This is a genomic window from Nonomuraea sp. NPDC049637, assembly GCF_040675235.1.
Taxonomy (GTDB): Bacteria; Actinomycetota; Actinomycetes; order Streptosporangiales; family Streptosporangiaceae; genus Nonomuraea.
The window spans coordinates 1-13,614 of record NZ_JBFAOM010000088.1 but is presented as its reverse complement, the minus strand read 5'-3'; the positions used below and the strand labels follow the sequence as shown (position 1 = coordinate 13,614).

Here is a 13,614-nt window from a genome sequence, read left to right as displayed (position 1 = left end):
CTGCTGGACTCCTACGACGCCGAGCGCCGCCCGGTCGGCGCGGCCGTCACCGCCAACACCGAGGTGCAGACGCTGCTGATGGAACTGACTCTGGTGCCGCAGTACCGGCGGCCGGTCATGGCGCTGCGCGGCATGCTCGACGGCCTCCTGCGCATCGGGGAGGTCAACCACGACCTCGCCGCCTCGGTATCGGCGATCGGCACCCACTACGGCGACGGCTTCCCGGCCGGGGCCCGGGTGCCCGATCTGCCGATCAGCGTCGCGGAGCGGCCCGAGGTTGAGCGTCTGTACGAATTGCTGCACGACGGGCGATTCCTGCTCGTCCATACGGGAAAGAGGGCCGGCACGCCCGGCGGCCGGGACGACCGCATGCAGATCGTCACCGCCACGGCCTGGCAGCCCTCGCCCGACCTGGAGCAGGCCGAGGCGCTCCTCGTCCGGCCGGACGGGCACCTCGCCTGGGCGGGGCCGATGGAGGCCGAGCAGCAGGCCCTGCTGGACTGGACGGGGGCGGCTTGACCCGCCCCGCCACGGCGGGACCCCGCTGAACGCCGGACCAGCCCGGCGGCTGCCACGCCGCTGTCCGGCGGCGATGCGGTCGGCGGGTTCAGGGATGGTGCACCGGATCTTGCGAGCGCGCAGATGCTGCCGGATCGCACGGGAGGAATGCGCCTTGCCGGCCCGGACGATCTCCGGTCGGGTGCGTGGGCGGCCGGGCCCGAGCCGGGGCACCTTGATGGCGGCCATGGACGAGGAACATACTGATCGCTCTCGGAGCCCTGGGTTCAGTCGGATGCAGGCGCCGCCGGGGGAGATCGTCTTAGGCCTTGGGTATCTACGGGCTCACGCCGGTGAGAGGCTGATCACGGCCGCGCGGCGCGTCCTCCTCTGGTCACGCGCTATTTCACCCTGGCGGCCGGAGCCGTGAAGGTGTTGCAGACGGACGGCGACTCGGACTCGAACCCCCGCCTGATCCAGTAGACACGATTGGACGCTTTGCCGAAGCCGGCGAAATTGCCGTCGATGACGTGCCGATCGATGTAGTAGTCCTGGCCGTGCTCGCGCGTGTGGCCGAGCGAATCCCAGACACTGCCGGTGAACGCCCCGGAGAAGCAGAGCGTCTGCAGCGTGTATCTGGACTGAAGGGCCAGCGCGTCCCGCTTGGACAGCTTCTTCATGGTCTTGGCCACGGCGTTCATGATGCCCGCGACGTTCTGGACATGGATGGCATAGCCCGCGCTGAGGGCCTCCAGCAGTTGTGGCTTGTCGATCTCGCCCTTGAGCCCGTAGTCGCTGACCATCATGTGGATGGTCTTGGTGTTCGTACAGTAGACGCTGTCAGTGGCGTCGGGTGCGTAGATGCCGCAGGAGGTCTTGACCCGCTCGCCGTACGACAACACCACCTCGGGCTTGGTGTACCGCAGACCGGCCTTCGTCAGCAGCGGCCCCCACGCCTTGTCCAGACAGAGGGAGACCTCTTCGACGTAGCGCCGGAACACCTCGACGTCGGCGCTGGCCGCATACGGCTCCTCGCAGGTCTTGAGCGCGAACTTGCCCGCCTTGTACAGCGGGTTCTTGGTCAGCACGGCCGGGGCCGACGCGGCGCCGGCCGTCCCGCTGAACGCGGCGCCGGCGAGCACGCCGACGAGTAATGGCACGATCAAGGACGTCGGACGCATGGCACCGGACTTTACATGGGTGTCAGCCCGCATAAGCCCGAAACCCACATTGAGTGGATCTTGCGAAGAGCCACACGCCCGGTCGGCTTGTCCGCCAGTCAGCGCCCGGCGCGTCTCCGGGCGAGGCTCGGAAGCAGCAGTGGATGTTCGCGGCCCAGCAGCCGTAATTGAGCAGAGGGCTACTCATGCGGGCTGAGGCCCGCTCCGTCATGGTCGGCTCATGAGACGGATCCTGCTCAGCATCGGATTAGCCGGCGCCGTCCTGTTCTCCGGGTTACCCGCGGGAGCGGACGCAGCGCCGTACATCGATTACGCGCCGGTCAAACCGCCCGACAACTTCATCGAGCTGCGCGGCGCCCGGGAGCAGTTCAGGGTGCCGCCGCTGCTCGTCAAGGCGTGCGGCGACCTGCCCGACAACTACGGCGAGGACTACCCGGCGCACGTCCTCGCCCAGGTCACGCTGCTTCGCATGCTCGACACCAACATCGGCACCGGCTCCATCCAGCGGGTGATGAACGGCGGCGACAACGGCAAGCCCGAGCCGGACCGGGTCGTCTATCCCCCGCTGTCCTCGCCGGCGAACGCGGCGCAGTGCCTGCGCGATCTCGCGCCCGACTGGGCGGAGAAGTGGGAGGGCGGCCCCACGACCAGGCGCGACGCGCCCGGGTGGAAGACCGTGGACGACGAGCTGAGCCGAGTGTTCGAGCTCTGGGGCAGGCCGGGCACCGAGATGCAGGAACTCTGCCACGACGGCGACTGGGACCTGACCATCTCGCTCGTGATCCGCACCTGGCTGCTGGCCCGCTACCACTACTCCGAGCAGGACCGGGCCAGGCTGGACGAGAAGATGTCGCGGGTCGTCTGGCTGCAGGGCGGGGCCTCCCAGTACGACACGGTCAATTGCGAGATCGCCGGGAAGGACATCCCCGAGACCGAAAACCACAACCTGCTCATCACCAGCACCCGCTACCTGCACAACCTGTGGCTGCCGATGCTCAGCCCGGTGACCGTGCAGGGGGCCACCAACAAGTCCGTCGCCGACTACGACGTCAACTTCAACCCCGACAACGAGACCAACGGGCTGCGCGCCAGGCTGACCGAGCAGCTCGACACGTGGCTGCGGACCGACTTCCTTGAGTACAACTCGCGGATCTACGCCAGGCTGGACATGATCGGGCTGCTCAACCTCTACGACCTGGGCGACGAGGCGCTTCGGCCGCGGGTGCGGGCCGTACTCGATCTGATCGCCGCGAAAGCGGCGACCGAGTCGATGGGAGAGCTGCGCAACCCGACGTTCAGGCGGCGGCTCGAGAACCGCGGCGAGCTGCTGTTCGACGTGGACGAGGTGTCTCCGATGATGCAGGTGTGGGTCGGCGACCTGGCGCCCGTCACGCGCACGGGGGCCAACTTCGCCGAGGAGGGGACGCTGGCCGCCTCGTCGAAGTACCGGCCGCCCGACGCGCTCGCCGATCTCATGCTCAACCCCGCGCACCACTCCTACCTGCAGGCGTTCAACGGGCGCGGGCAGGGCGAGCTGGCCTTCGGCGCACCAGGCCTGACGATTTCCGGCGGGGGACGCTCGACGCCGTGCGCGTACGGCGCGATCGCCGGGATCTGTTTCGGTTCCGGCAACGACCCAGGTCATCCTGAGCGGCTGCTGCTGATCCCGAGGAGGGTGCGCGGCGGGCAGCCCGACGCAAAACCGGTCGAATCCTGGCTACTGCGCTCGGACTACGACGGCGACACCGACTGCCTCGGCAACGGCATCGCCTGCGCGAACAAGTGGGTGCTCGGCTCCTATGCGCCCGCCGCGTCCTGCCGCCGGGCCTTCGACAGCCGCGGCGACCACGTGTCCGCACTGCTCTTCAACCGGTCGTGCATGGACGAGACCTGGCCGAGGGAGTCCTGCTTCTATGTGTATGTCAGAGACCTGAAGGCCGGATCGCAGATCCGCCCGCTCTCCTACCTGGTCGTCCACACCTGCGAGGCCGGCTTCGACGACTTCGTCGCCTACATGACCGACGGCCCTGGGCAGCACGGGCCCTGGCAGAACGCCTGCGCGCGTGAGCACGGCAAGCATCCGGGCGGCAACTGCCTCGGCTGGAAGGTGTCGCTGACCCCGCCGCGGGTCACCGGCCCGCTCTCGCCTGGCGATCCGGTCACGCTGACCGCACGGACCAGCCCGGGCAACCTCCCGTACACGATCTCCACCACGCCGGTCCGTGAGGCGTCGGCCAGCGGGGACGTGGCCGCGTACGCGAACGACCGGCTCCGGCTGGCCAACCCCGCCGCAGGGGAGAGGCTTTATGACGGCCCAGGTGGCACGAGCCCCGAGTCGGACAGACGTGGCTTCACGGCGGTCGGCAACGTCACCCTGGCCGGCGAGGTGTCCGTCGCGCTGACCGGCGTCACCCACCCGGACCTGGTACGGGATGTCCAGTCCAGCTATGTCGACCAGACCGTGGTCGAACAGGAATGCACGCTGACCCGCCCCGACGGCACCCGCTACTGCGACGAGACACACGGCCCGCCGATGCTGCCGCTGGCCTCATGGACGTACTACTACCGGGGCACGCCGTTCGAGTCTGGACAGCCCGTCACCTACACCGAGCAGCGCCCGATCGTCCACCCCGATCATACCTATCTGATCAGGACCTGCCTGACGTGGTGGCGGTTCATGACCGCCCAGGACTACTGGTCGAACCAGTACGGCGAGAAGGACCCCGCGACCGAGGAGACCTGCGTGAACAATCTCGTTTCTCCGCGATGAGTTTCCCGCTCCCGCCCGGCCTGTCTCGTGCGGCCATCCGAGTCGCGCGAGGTGTGCGGCGGGAGCCGTGGGGTGGGATCAGGTCACTCGCCCCGGACGTAGGTCGATCTTGAACACGGCGTCGGAGACAGGGACGCCGAGCAGGCGGTCCATGGCGTCCACGCGCCGGACAGCAGCAGGGCTCCCGGAAGCCGGCCGGCGAACGCGACGGCGAGGCAGATCACGGTGACGCGGCGCAGCAGCGTCCGGTGCCGCTCGGGCTCGTCCAGGATGCGGCGGCGGGCCGCCCAGATGCCCAGCATCATGCCCGGCACGATGTCGACCGTGCCCAGGACCGTCTTTGTCGGCCACGTCCGGAGGCCGGACAGCAGGTGGTAGCCGAGATCGGCGGGCATGATCCTGGCCGCCGCGACGTCTGACGCGCCGGCCAGGGCCGGCAGGATCGGCCCGGAGGTCACGAACACCGCCGGCGGAGAGGGGACCTGGACCTGGCAAACATTGGCCGCGTGCAGCCGATACCGGCTGCACGCGGCCTTGGCGTGATCGTCAGGGAGATCTTGGCCGCAAGGTTGCTACGGTTTGGGGGACAACCTCCGTCATCAGGCAAGACAGCGATCACCGGCATGGCGCGAGCTGGGCAGCCATCGCCCGGCGCGGAGGCTTCGTTTCCCGGCCATCTGGCAACCTGGCGGATCGTGAAGTCGGCACGGTGGATCCGGTCATTGCCGATCAGCTCGGCCGCGCCCACCCGCTCGCCCGGCCTCTCGACGACTTCTGTTGAGCGATGAGTAACTGACAGTCGTCGGCGACGAGTCATGTCGGTGGCTCGCACGCAGAGGTACGGCTGGCCTTGGCGCCCGACCGTCGCTCGACGCCGAGCCTGCGCGGCGCGGTCGAGCAGGCGCCCCCTGCGCGTTGCGCGTCCCCGGCACAGCCACCCATCTGCTGAAGCAGGCGCCCGAGGCGTTCGGCGACTTCGCCGCCGGAGCCCTCGGCAAGCTCGCCGTCACCTGCCCCTGACCCGCCGGCTCAGCTGGTCACAGGTGGAGCGGGCCGAGGTCGGTGACGACGTCGAGGAAGGCGCGGATGACGTCGGACTCGGCGTCGGCCCGCCACACCGGCGCCCATCGCGAGTCCGGCACGCCGGTGATGGGGACGTAGGCGATGTCGGGCCGGGTGTGGTAACGCACGGCGTGCGCGTGGACGGGAGCGACGATCTCGCCGTTGGCGACGATGGCGACCAGCTCCATCCAGTCGCCGACCGGAGGGCCGAGGTGGATGGGCTGTCCGCCGGGGGTCCGGAAGGGGACGACCGCGGCACGCCAGTAGTCGGGGACGTCGGCACGACGGAGGACCGGCGATACGCCGGGACACGATCTTCCGGATGGCCTCGACCACGAAGCCGGTGACGATGGCGGCCGCGATGGTGCTGCTGGACGAGTGCCGCATCCGCCTGGACGACCCGGTGCAGGAGTGGCTGCCGGAACTGGCCGACCGGCGGGTGCTCGTCCGCCCGGACGGCCCGCTCGACGAGACCGTGCCCGCAAGGCGCCCGATCACGGTGCGGGACGTGCTGACCTCGACGTTCGGGCTCGGCATCGATCTGCCGCTGATGGCCGCGCCGATCGGCGCGAAGATCATGGAGGTCGCCTACTACAGCACGGACGCGGGGTCGGCGGTCGACCCCGACGAGTGGCTGCGGCTCCTGGGCACGATCCCGCTGTCCTACCAGCCGGGACAGCGCTGGCAGTACGAGCTCAGCCACGACGTGCTCAGCATGCTCGTCGCCCGGGTGACGGGCCAGACGCTGGGCGACTTCCTGGACGAGCGGGTCTTCGGGCCGCTCGGCATGGACGACACCGGGTTCTGGGTCGCCGAGGACGTGATCGACCGGCTGCCGCCCAGCTACGTCCCCGACCCGGGCACCGGGGAGTTCCACGTGTGGGACGAGGCCGCCGGCGGGAGCTTCAGCAAGCCGCCGCAGTTCCACCGGGGCGGCGGCGGCCTGGTCTCGACCGCCGACGACTACCACGCCTACTTCCGGATGTTGCTGGCCGGCGGGGTCCACGACGGCCGCCGGATCCTGTCGCGCCGCGCGGTGGAGCTGATGACCACCAACCGGCTCAGGCCCGAGGTGCAGGCCACCCGCCACCAGATGGCGCTCGACCACGTGCACCGGTCACACGGGCAGGGGCAGCACGGCGGCTGGGGCTTCGGCATGGCCGTACGCACGCACCGCGGCGACTACGCCCCGATCGGCCAGTTCGGCTGGGACGGAGACACCGGCACGTCGGTCTACACCGACCCGCACCACGGGCTCACCGGGATCCTGCTGACCCAGGTCGGGCTGTCGGTGCCCGACCCGGCGCGGCTCATCCACGATTTCTGGACCACCGTCTACCAGGCCGTCGACGCGTAGACAGCCTGGTAGGGCGTCAGCTGTCGTGGCAGCGGTCGCGGGTCGGCTCTCGTTCGTCGAACCCGGCCGAGCGGCAGGTGGCGACGGCGCCGACGTTCGAGGACGGGGTCGTGAGCGCGGCGGTCAGCGGCGTCGGGCTGCCCTTCTTCGCCCGGCCGGCCGCCGAGCGGCGCCCGGTGGCCGGGGCGCGGGTCCTGTCGGCATGTGTCATGGGGGGATGGTCTCGATTGCGTCCTTCAGGCAGCGCAACGCGGCCCCGAGCTCGTCCCGGGGCGGTGTGGCCAGTGCCAGCCGGAGTGCCCGGGGACGGTGGGGGCCGGTGGCGAAGGCGTCCGCGGTGGATATCAGGATGCCTTTCTCCGCGAGCACGGCCGCGACGTGATCGGGGCGCTGGTGCGACTCCAGGCCGAGCCACACGATGTAGGAGACGGGGTGTGCCGTGAGGTTCAGGCCGGCGAGCGCGGCGCGGGCGATGTCCTGCCGGGCGGCTGCGTCCTCGCGGCGGTCTTGCTCCAGGCGCGTGACGGTTCCGTCGGCGATCCAGCGGGTGGCGAGCGCGGTGACGACTCCCGGGGCTCCCCAAGCCGCGGTACGAAGACCGCTCGTGGCCGCCTCCAAATAGCGCTCGGGCAGCACAGCGAAGCCGAAGCGCAGGCCGGGTGCCACGTTCTTGGACAGGCCGGCGACGTAGCAGGTGCGTTCGGGCGCGAGGGCCTGGAGCGGCGGTGGCGGTGAGGCTTCGAGGAAGGCGTAGGTGCCGTCCTCGATGATCAGGCAGTTGTGTGAGTGGGCGAGGGCGGCCAGCCGGTCGCGCTGCTGTCGGTCGAGCACCCAGCCGAGCGGGTTGTGCACGGTGGGCATCGTGTAGATCGCGCGGACGGGCCGGGCGCAGCACAGCTGATCGAGCGCGTCGAGGTCCGGTCCCGTGGCCGTGACCGGGATGGGGGCCAGGTCGAGGCCGTGTGCCGAGGCGAGGAGCTTGATGCCCGGGTAGCTGAGCGCGTCGACGGCGAGGACGTCGCCGGGTCGGGTGAGGGTGTGCAGCACGATGTCGAGCGCCTGCTGGGTCCCGCTCGTCAGCAGGACGTTGCGCGGCACCGTGTCGATCCCCCGCCCCAGCAGGTAGGTGGCCACGGCCGCCCGGTCGTGCCGGTGTCCGCCCGGCGGGTGCTGGCGCAGCAGCGCCTCGACGTCTCCCGACACCGCCATCGTGCGCAGGGCCTGCCGCAGCAGGTCGGCCTGCCCGGGGGCCAGGGGCTGGTTGAACGACAGGTCCGCCACCCGGGGCACCGGCAGAGTGCGCGACGGTTCGAGCCCGTCGTAGCCGGACCGCACCCGGACGAACGTTCCCCGGCCCGGCTCTCCCACGACCAGGCCCAAGGCGGCGAGCTCGGCGTAGACCCGGGTGGCCGTGGCCAGCGCCATCCCCCGCTCGCGCGCGAGAGCGCGGTGGGTCGGAAGCCGGGCACCGGTCGGAATCGCGCCGGAGCGGATGGCTGACGCGAACTCGTGAACAACGGCCTTGTAGGACGACGGTCCCATGGCACACCTGCTGCCCGTTGCAGAACCCGTTGGGACCGCCCCATTGTATCTAGGACGATTATTGGATCGTCCTAGATGGGTGCTCGTAGCCTCAGAAGGTCGAACCCAGAGGAAACGGAGCACCCCGGCATGACCGTGCGCATCGAGCGAGAAGACCAGATGGTGGTAGTCACCATCGATCGAGAGCAGAAGCTCAACGCCCTGGACTACCCGACGATCGACGCGCTCCTCGCGCAGCTCGACCTCATCGACTCCGACGACAGCATCCGGGCGGTCATCCTGACCGGCGCCGGGCGCAAGGCGTTCAGCGCGGGCGCGGACATCCCTTCGCTGGCCTCCAGCATCGCAGGAGGACCCGAACGTGCGCTGCGCGAGATCGTGCGCCGCGGTCACGGGCTGACGCGGCGGATCGAGGAGTTTGCCAAGCCCGTGATCGTCGCGGTCAACGGTCTCGCTTACGGCGCCGGCTGCGAGATCACCGAGGCCGCTCCGCTGGCGATCGCAGCCGAGCACGCCGCCTTCGCCAAACCCGAGATCACCCTCGGGTTCCCGCCCCCCTTCGGCGGCTCCCAGCGCCTGCCGCGGCACGTCGGTCGCAAGCGGGGCCTGGAGATGATCCTGACCGGCGACCCGATCCCGGCCGCCCGAGCCACCGAGCTGGGCATGGTCAACACCGTCGTACCGGCAGACGAGCTCCTCGACGCCGCACGGGACTTGGCCACCCGGATCATCCGGCACGCGCCGACGGCCGTCGCGGCGTGTCTGCGCGCGGTGACCCGCGGGATCAACCTGCCGATCGACGAGGGCCTGGCGGTCGAGGCGGCGAGCTTCGCCGCCACCGTGCCCACCGACGGCGTGCGGACCGGCCTGCAACGGTTCCTCGACCGGACGAGTGTGTCGGCGTGAACCTGGCGGAAGAGTCGGCGCTGCTCGCTCGTGACCGTCCGGCGCGTGCGTGAGCGCCACGAGCCAAGAAGACAGACCAGGACCGGGCCAGGAGGACACCGTCGATCGATCGTCATGGGCGGAGTTGCCGGCCGGCCACCCCGTTCTTCACCCGGCCCATGCTCCAGCGGGGAAGCATGGTCGACGGCCGCTGGCGCCCACCGAAGTACGGACCCTACGAGTGCGGCAACCCCGTCCGCTTCTCCGCGTTCGAGGGTCCCTGCCGAGCGCCTCTGCCAGGCCCTGCAAGGCACCCGCGCCAAGCAGGAGGCGGCTTTCCGTGAGCTGTTCGCCTGCCCTGCCTCATCTTCCGGCAAGCCCCGCAGCCGCAGGTTCGGCGGGCCATGATGCTCACTGTCGCGCGATCGCTCTCTTCAGCGGGCATGGGCAAGAGCACGCCGATGAGCAGGGACGCCGCGGCCCGCATCCAGTCCGCGGCAGCCAGGAATCCCGGTAGCGACACGGCTCGTGATGCGTTCGATCGCCGTGGCCAACGTGCCGAACCCGCAGCACTGCCACTCGGGTGAGAAACTGATCTTGGTGAGCAGGCCGACTCCGCACGGCTCGCAGATCGTGTACCGGACGCGCCCGAACGAACCCTCGTCACCCGCGGCGACCGAGAACTCATACGACACGGTCGGCCCGTCATCCGCCTCTCGGCGACGGCCCGGCGTGGCTTTTCCCGAAACCGCCCAGTTCGGTCGGTGGTGTTGATGATCTCGGGCAGCGAGTACCGTTCCCGCAGGTCTTTCAGCGCCTCCCAGTGCGCCAGAGGCGGCTTCTCCCCCGGTGTGATCGTGGTGGCCACATCGCGCACGCGGACGGTCAACGAGTGAGTGAGCGCCAGCGTCTGCGTGCAGCTGCCCGCATAGGGCAACGCCACCGCTCCCGCCTTGGAAACTCGCACCGGCGACTGCTTCTGATGCTGTTCCGATCGCTTACCAGTCCACGTCCACGTCGATGTCCGCACCGGCCTCCTCAACCCCGCCTCCCGGCGAGTCCCCCGCCGCCGCGGTCACGGCGAGCATCAGGATGGGAAGGCCGATCCTGAGGGGCCACGGTATCGGCCCTCCGCCCTGCCGGCAGGCCATCACGACACCTACCGCGGTGAGCACGGCGGCGGCCAGCACACAGCCCACGACGACCCACACCGCGACAACGCGGATGCGCGCCCTCAACGTGGGAGGCGCCTTGTCAGGCTTGTGCGCTTCGAGCTCCATGCCCACACGCTACGACGCCGCCTCCCCCGCTCCCATGTCCGGAAGGGTTACTGCTCACCCCCATGTCACCAGCCCCTTTCCACCGCTTCGGAGCACCCTGGGGTTCGGGAGGTCGGCATGGTGCGGCAGCGGGGGGACAATCGTCTGCTCTGCGCCGTGCCCTCTTGATCCATTATTTGCCCTGGTAGGCCGGCTGCTACGATGCCGCCCGGCATAAATCGCCCTATCTGGGCGGGCAGAACCGTCGATTTCTCATGCGCGATCTTTCTGCACGAATTGCCGAATCCCCTCTTGGAGTTCTTCATGCGCCGTGCAGTCGCGCCCGCCGTTCTCCTGCTCGCCACCATGACCGCATGTGGCGGCGGCGAGAAGCCCGTGCCGGCGGCCTCCGCCACCCCCAGTGCTCCGGCCGCCCTGACCGAGGTCGCGGCCGTGGTGCGTGTCCTCGACACCCAGCTCACCAAGCACAAGAGTCTCAAGATGGCCGTGTCGGTGACCGGTGATGAGGCGGCCGTCAAGTCCGACGTGCTCATTCACCTGGAGGGCACGGCGACCCGGGTGGACATGACCTCCGAGGACCCCCTGTCTCCGGGAAAGAAGACGCACGTCATCCAGACCGAGGAGGCCACGTACGTGGCGGCCACGGGCGAGCACGCCGACTGGGCGAAGGGCAGGCCGTGGCTGAAGTTCGGCGAGGAGCAGAAGGGGATGGTCGGGCTGATCGCTCCCGGGGGCGCTGACAGCGCCGTCGAGGACCTCGCGCGGGCCCGTGACGCGAACCTGTACGCCACCGGCAAGCTCACCTCCGCGCCGGATCCGCTCGGCATCCACTACACCGTCACCTACGACCTGGGGCAGGCGCTGAAGCAGACCGGGTCCAAGGCGTACGTGGCGGCCAACTTCGACCAGTCGCTGGCCGCCGTCAAGGCCAAGCTCGGCAAGGAGGGGCTGCAGAAGGTGATGAAGGGCGTCACCGGCCTGGGCGAGCAGTACCAGGCCCGGCTTGGGACCGCACTGGAGCAGGTGGCGCAGGGGGTCACCTGCTCCTACGACGTCTGGGTGGGCGCCGACGGGCTGCCGGCCAAGCTGGTCATGAACGTGCCGCTGGAGGGGGCGGCGGTGAAGACGGAGATGGTGTTCTCGGACTGGGGCACGGCGAAGGTCACCGTACCGGCCGACGATCAGACCGCGGAGATGCCTGGCCTTTCATAGATTCGTGGCTTTCGTCCGAGCTCTCGATGGGTCGTCGAATGCGGCAGATCCGACCATCAAGGAGATCACCTGCCCGTTCCAGCGCGCGGCGCTCGTGGTCGCCCGCTGGTGCGGCGCCCGCCGCGACGAGATCCGCGCCGACGTCCGCCGCCTGGCCGGCCTCTGCGCTTCCTGACCCCGAGGTCACCTCGGTGCGGGCCGCTGGGGACGATCAGCAGCACCCCCGCCCGGCCCCGCACCGCGACGGTGTTGCTCTGCACGAACGCGCTCTCGTGGACCCACACACCCTCCGCGACCTGCTTCAGCACGAGCCCGCCTCCTTCACGTCCCCGGACGGCGTAGTGGTGCATCGTGACGCCCTGCTCGAACGTCCGCTGTTCCAGCAGGTCGAGATCGATCGGCCAGTCGTGGTCGTCGAACAGCGGCCTGCCGAAGCCGAGGATCGCCGGATGGGCGAAGAGCAGCTGCTTGGTCTTGCTGCGGTACATCTGCACGCTCAGGCCCCTGGCGTGCTGGGTGATGTGCTCGATGTCGATGGCGAGGAGTTCGGCTTCGCGGACGGCGGTGCGCTGCCCGGCCGGGGTGGTCCGGTCGAGGGTGGCCAGCACGGCGCTCAGGATCGTGGCGAGACGACGGCCGGCAGCGCGGCGGCCAGGAGTCCGGCGTCGCGTCGCTGTACACGCGCTAAGGCACTCCTTCGGCACGGACTCGAACCAGTGACAGAGGCAGCACCTTGCCGGTCGCCCCTTTGCATGACCGTCCGCCATTCAACTGACGCCCCCACCCGCCCACCACAAGACGAGCGTGCCGGGATCGATGCCGTGCTTGCCGGCATTCAGGGCTACCTGTTCAGGACCCCTGATCCTGCGGTTCCGGACAGTCAGGCCGGGAGCTGCGCGAAGATGACGACGCCTTCCTCGCCGACCGGCCGCAGCAGGCAGAACGTGAACCCGCCGACCGTGACAGGGGCGAACTCCCGCACTGCCCGGCAGCTCCACCAGTGCCCTGCGTCGGGCCGTTCGCGCTTCAGGAGATCTACGACGGCCGCGGCGCGTGGGTCGTCCGGGATGTGCCCGGTGTTGGCCCGGAACTGCTCGTACAGGCCGCGCAGCAGCGGCTCCGCGTCGGTCAGGCGGTGGCCCCCGGGGGTGGCGAGCATGATGAGGAGGTTGCGCCGCTCGATCGGCACGCTGTCCGGATCGCCCCAGAAGCGCCGGTAGGCGGCGTTGCCGGCGAGCACGTCGAAGCGCACGTCCACGGCCGCAGCCGGTGTGGACGTCCAACTGTCCAGCAGTGTCCGGATCGGCTCCCCGAGCACGGCCGCGCCCGCGGCCGTGGCCGGGGAGGCGGGCAGGAACCCGGCCAGTGCCAGCGTGTGGCGGTGCGCCGCCGCGTCCATGCCGAGCACCCGGCAGATCGCGTCCAGCACCTGCCGGGTCGTGCTCGCCCTGCCCTGCTCCAGCCAGGTGTACCAGGCCACGCTGACCCCGGCGAGCGTCGCGACCTCCTCGCGGCGCAGTCCGGGGGTCCGCCGCCGTCCACCGCCGGCCAGACCCACGTCCGCCGGGTCGACGACCTCGCGGGCCGCGCGCAGGTGGGCGCCGAGCTCGCGGCGAAGGGTCTCGTTCATGACCGCCAGCCTATGAGTGCCACTCATCCCATGAACTCTCCCCTGCCTGTCGGCGGCGCCCGGCGCCACTCTGGATGCCATGAGCGATGACATGAGCGATGACATGAGCGATGACATGTGGCGACTGCGCGACGACTCCTCCGACCTGGCCGAACCCCGCGTGCTGATCCGGGTGTTCGTGCCGTCTGAGGAACTGG

The 13,614-nt window shown here is 69.9% G+C and carries 11 protein-coding genes and 2 pseudogenes; 5 read left to right on the top strand and 8 right to left on the bottom strand.

What is annotated here, in order from left to right; translation table 11 throughout:
- A pseudogene (locus tag AB0J71_RS48750) lies at nt 1–519 on the top strand (FAD-dependent oxidoreductase); the annotation flags it as partial.
- Between the two features lie 380 nt (nt 520–899).
- Here the strand turns inward: AB0J71_RS48750 and AB0J71_RS48745 are convergent.
- Nucleotides 900–1,658, bottom strand: coding sequence for a neutral zinc metallopeptidase (locus AB0J71_RS48745; protein ID WP_364394304.1), 759 nt, complete (start codon nt 1,656–1,658; stop codon nt 900–902).
- Nucleotides 1,659–1,899: 241 nt separating this feature from the next.
- On the opposite strand from AB0J71_RS48745, the gene AB0J71_RS48740 reads away from it, so the two are divergent.
- Nucleotides 1,900–4,449, top strand: coding sequence for a hypothetical protein (locus AB0J71_RS48740; protein WP_364421172.1), 2,550 nt, complete (start codon nt 1,900–1,902; stop codon nt 4,447–4,449).
- 83 nt (nt 4,450–4,532) lie between these two features.
- Here AB0J71_RS48740 and AB0J71_RS48735 read toward each other — a convergent pair whose 3' ends face one another.
- Together AB0J71_RS48735 and AB0J71_RS48730 are read right to left on the bottom strand one after the other, a co-directional pair.
- Complete coding sequence (locus AB0J71_RS48735) at nt 4,533–4,913, bottom strand: hypothetical protein (protein WP_364421170.1); 381 nt, start codon at nt 4,911–4,913, stop codon at nt 4,533–4,535.
- 573 nt (nt 4,914–5,486) lie between these two features.
- Complete coding sequence (locus AB0J71_RS48730; protein ID WP_352328685.1) at nt 5,487–5,699, bottom strand: hypothetical protein; 213 nt, start codon at nt 5,697–5,699, stop codon at nt 5,487–5,489.
- A gap of 68 nt (nt 5,700–5,767) precedes the next feature.
- Between AB0J71_RS48730 and AB0J71_RS48725 the strand changes: the two are divergent.
- Nucleotides 5,768–6,868: pseudogene (locus tag AB0J71_RS48725) on the top strand (serine hydrolase domain-containing protein); the annotation flags it as partial.
- A gap of 16 nt (nt 6,869–6,884) precedes the next feature.
- Here AB0J71_RS48725 and AB0J71_RS48720 read toward each other — a convergent pair.
- Nucleotides 6,885–7,079, bottom strand: a complete 195-nt coding sequence (locus AB0J71_RS48720; protein WP_352328687.1) for a hypothetical protein — start codon at nt 7,077–7,079, stop codon at nt 6,885–6,887.
- Nucleotides 7,076–8,410 carry a PLP-dependent aminotransferase family protein gene (locus AB0J71_RS48715; protein WP_352328689.1) on the bottom strand — a complete coding sequence of 445 codons (1,335 nt, stop codon included), beginning with the start codon at nt 8,408–8,410 and terminating at the stop codon, nt 7,076–7,078. Before AB0J71_RS48715 ends, AB0J71_RS48720 begins: the two co-directional genes overlap by 4 nt.
- A 129-nt stretch (nt 8,411–8,539) precedes the next feature.
- On the opposite strand from AB0J71_RS48715, the gene AB0J71_RS48710 reads away from it, so the two are divergent.
- Nucleotides 8,540–9,316 carry an enoyl-CoA hydratase-related protein gene (locus AB0J71_RS48710; RefSeq protein WP_364421166.1) on the top strand — a complete coding sequence of 259 codons (777 nt, stop codon included), beginning with the start codon at nt 8,540–8,542 and terminating at the stop codon, nt 9,314–9,316.
- Between the two features lie 977 nt (nt 9,317–10,293).
- On the opposite strand, the gene AB0J71_RS48705 is transcribed toward AB0J71_RS48710, so the two are convergent.
- The gene (locus tag AB0J71_RS48705) at nt 10,294–10,575 is read right to left on the bottom strand and encodes a hypothetical protein (protein WP_352328693.1); all 282 of its coding nucleotides are present in this window, start codon (nt 10,573–10,575) and stop codon (nt 10,294–10,296) included.
- 303 nt (nt 10,576–10,878) lie between these two features.
- Between AB0J71_RS48705 and AB0J71_RS48700 the strand changes: the two genes are divergently transcribed.
- A complete protein-coding gene (locus tag AB0J71_RS48700; RefSeq protein ID WP_364421164.1) occupies nt 10,879–11,787 on the top strand; it encodes a hypothetical protein in 909 nt (302 codons plus the stop codon).
- Nucleotides 11,788–11,852: 65 nt separating this feature from the next.
- Here the strand turns inward: AB0J71_RS48700 and AB0J71_RS48695 are convergent, their stop codons facing one another.
- Together AB0J71_RS48695 and AB0J71_RS48690 are read right to left on the bottom strand one after the other, a co-directional pair.
- Nucleotides 11,853–12,395 (bottom strand): hypothetical protein, encoded by a 543-nt coding sequence (locus AB0J71_RS48695; RefSeq protein ID WP_364421162.1) that lies wholly within the window; start codon nt 12,393–12,395, stop codon nt 11,853–11,855.
- 272 nt (nt 12,396–12,667) lie between these two features.
- Entirely contained in the window at nt 12,668–13,417 is a 750-nt protein-coding gene (locus AB0J71_RS48690) for a helix-turn-helix domain-containing protein (RefSeq protein WP_364421159.1), read from the bottom strand.
- Nucleotides 13,418–13,614: the final 197 nt, after the last annotated feature.

Bases quoted from the DNA above. Each gene is read 5' to 3' on its own strand.
- AB0J71_RS48740 (WP_364421172.1), top strand. From the start codon at position 1,900: ATGAGACGGATCCTGCTCAGCATCGGATTAGCCGGCGCCGTCCTGTTC.
- AB0J71_RS48730 (WP_352328685.1), bottom strand. From the start codon at position 5,699: ATGGAGCTGGTCGCCATCGTCGCCAACGGCGAGATCGTCGCTCCCGTC.
- AB0J71_RS48720 (WP_352328687.1), bottom strand. From the start codon at position 7,079: ATGACACATGCCGACAGGACCCGCGCCCCGGCCACCGGGCGCCGCTCG.
- AB0J71_RS48715 (WP_352328689.1), bottom strand. From the start codon at position 8,410: ATGGGACCGTCGTCCTACAAGGCCGTTGTTCACGAGTTCGCGTCAGCC.
- AB0J71_RS48710 (WP_364421166.1), top strand. From the start codon at position 8,540: ATGACCGTGCGCATCGAGCGAGAAGACCAGATGGTGGTAGTCACCATC.
- AB0J71_RS48705 (WP_352328693.1), bottom strand. From the start codon at position 10,575: ATGGAGCTCGAAGCGCACAAGCCTGACAAGGCGCCTCCCACGTTGAGG.
- AB0J71_RS48700 (WP_364421164.1), top strand. From the start codon at position 10,879: ATGCGCCGTGCAGTCGCGCCCGCCGTTCTCCTGCTCGCCACCATGACC.
- AB0J71_RS48690 (WP_364421159.1), bottom strand. From the start codon at position 13,417: ATGAACGAGACCCTTCGCCGCGAGCTCGGCGCCCACCTGCGCGCGGCC.